Origin of the sequence: Streptomyces sp. IBSBF 3136, from assembly GCF_036815105.1 — a bacterium.
In the GTDB taxonomy this organism is placed as follows: Bacteria; Actinomycetota; Actinomycetes; order Streptomycetales; family Streptomycetaceae; genus Streptomyces.
Genome location: NZ_JAJSZC010000434.1, coordinates 1 through 2,010, shown reverse-complemented (window position 1 = coordinate 2,010; position 2,010 = coordinate 1). Strand labels below are relative to the sequence as shown.

The following is a 2,010-nucleotide window of genomic DNA, read 5'->3' as shown; positions in this document are numbered from 1 at the left end:
CACTTCCCCCCTCCGCTTCCGTGACCAGCCGTCACCCCACCGTGACGGCGCGAATCGCCACGGGCGTGTCGCACCGCCCCAGCTTCCGCACCAGCCACGGCATTTGGCACTCTGTGTCCTTCGGGGGGATGCCCGGGAGGGGATGGCGATCATGAATACCTTGCAGACCGGAGGTGCCGACGTGCGGGCCGGCGACCCTCGCATCGACTGGAGCGGCACCGAAGCGCCCCCCGTCCCCACCCTCCTCCACCGCCGCGACGGCATCCTGCCCACCGTCGCCGCCGCCCTCTCCGTCCGCGGCGCCACCCTCACCGGCACCGCCGCCCGCGGCGACCAGCCGCCACCCCTGCACCCCCTCGTACAGGACTTCCTCGACACCCTCACCAGCGCCCAGCGCGACCGCTTCACCGGCCGCTGCGCCGAGACCATCCTCATTTCCCGGCACATCGCCGCCGCCGACGCCGCCCGCAGCAAACGCGCCGCCCGCAGGCCCATGAGCAACGGCGAAGCCCGCAAAGCCCTCAAACAGGCCAAACTCACCGCCCGCCGCATACGCGAGGACGGCGACCCCCTCCACGGCAGCTTCGCCGCACCCTGCCGCGCCTGCACCGCCCTCAGCGCCCACTTCGGCGTCCGCATCGTCGACCCCACCGCGACCGACGGCTGAACCACCCCCCGGCGCCCACGGAACCACCAGGCACACAGACGATCGAAGGCCGATGCACCCCGACCGCACCTCAACCACCCGCTTTCCCGTGCCCGTCGACGCCGCCCTGCGCACCGCCGGCTGGCAGCCCGGCCGCTGGGACATAAAGCAGGCCGAGTTCTGGGCCGACACCCTGCGCGAGCACACCTCACCCGCGGGACACCGCCACACCGTCTTCCCCGCCGCCGTCGAAGCCTGGGCCGAATTCGGCGGACTCCACATCACCCCCGGCGGACCCGGCCGCCAGGTCGCGCCCGCCACGCTCCACCTCGACCCCCTGCACGGCCTCCACCTCGCCCGCACCCTCGGCGACCTCGGCCGCGCCCTCGGCACCGAGGTCAGCCCCCTCGGCGAGGAGACCGACACCGCCGCCCTCCTCGCCATCGACACCGAGGGCCGCGTCTACACCGTCGACCACACCGGCGACTGGTACGTCGGCCCCGACATCGACCACGCCCTGGCCACCCTCATCGTCGGCACCGAACCCGCCCGCCTGACGACGAGCTGAGTCCGGGCCCGGGCCGGGCCGGACTGGTCCGAACTGAGCCCGGGCCGGGCCCACCGCGGGTCGCCCCCGGACCGGCCGCAGGCCGACCTCGGGCCGGCCGCCCCGACCGGATCGACGGACCGCGGGCCGACCACGGACCGAACGCGGGGCCGTCCAGGCCGACCGCCACGACCGGACCGACCGACCACGCGCCGACCACCCCGGACCTCACCGACCGACCACGCGCCGACCACCCCGGACCTCACCGACCGACCACGCGCCGCCCGCCGTCAACGGGCCACCCGACCCACGGACCGACGGACCGACGGACCGACGGACCGACGCACGGCCCGCCACCCGTCACACCGCCGGAATCACCGCCGACACCCGGAAACCACCCGCGTCCGTCGGCCCCGACACGAACACACCACCCAGCGCCACGACCCGCTCCCGCATCCCCACCAGGCCATTGCCACCCGACGGCAACCGCGCCGAGGAGCCCGAGCCCGGCTCCGGAGGCTCGTTCTCCACCTGCATCGCGATCTCCACACCCCGGTGCGCCAGCCGCACATACGTCTTCGCGCCCGCCGCGTGCTTGTGGACGTTCGTCAACGCCTCCTGCACCACCCGGTACGCCGTCTGCTCCACCTCCGCCGCGTAACCGCGCGCCTCCCCCTCCACCGACAGCGCCACCACCATCCCGGCGGCGGCCGACTGCCCCACCAACTCCTCCAGCTCCGACAGACACGGCCCCTCGGCCTCGTCCACCACCCGCGACGCCACCTGCGCCGCGGCCACCCCCACCGCCGCCGGCGGC

General features: G+C 74.8%; 3 protein-coding genes. 2 read left to right on the top strand and 1 reads right to left on the bottom strand.

All coding sequences use genetic code 11. The features are described 5' to 3' along the window. Nucleotides 1-142: 142 nt before the first annotated feature. Together V7E45_RS39950 and V7E45_RS39945 are read left to right on the top strand one after the other, a co-directional pair. Nucleotides 143-667, top strand: coding sequence for a YwqJ-related putative deaminase (locus V7E45_RS39950; RefSeq protein ID WP_333779197.1), 525 nt, complete (start codon nucleotides 143-145; stop codon nucleotides 665-667). A gap of 52 nt (nucleotides 668-719) precedes the next feature. Then, the gene (locus V7E45_RS39945; protein ID WP_333779196.1) at nucleotides 720-1,214 is read left to right on the top strand and encodes an SUKH-3 domain-containing protein; all 495 of its coding nucleotides are present in this window, start codon (nucleotides 720-722) and stop codon (nucleotides 1,212-1,214) included. A gap of 339 nt (nucleotides 1,215-1,553) precedes the next feature. Here V7E45_RS39945 and V7E45_RS39940 read toward each other — a convergent pair. After that, nucleotides 1,554-2,010 (bottom strand): ATP-binding protein (locus tag V7E45_RS39940; protein WP_443056359.1); only part of this gene is annotated, 457 nt, incomplete at its 5' end.

Bases quoted from the DNA above. Each gene is read 5' to 3' on its own strand.
- V7E45_RS39950 (WP_333779197.1), top strand. From the start codon at position 143: ATGGCGATCATGAATACCTTGCAGACCGGAGGTGCCGACGTGCGGGCC.
- V7E45_RS39945 (WP_333779196.1), top strand. From the start codon at position 720: ATGCACCCCGACCGCACCTCAACCACCCGCTTTCCCGTGCCCGTCGAC.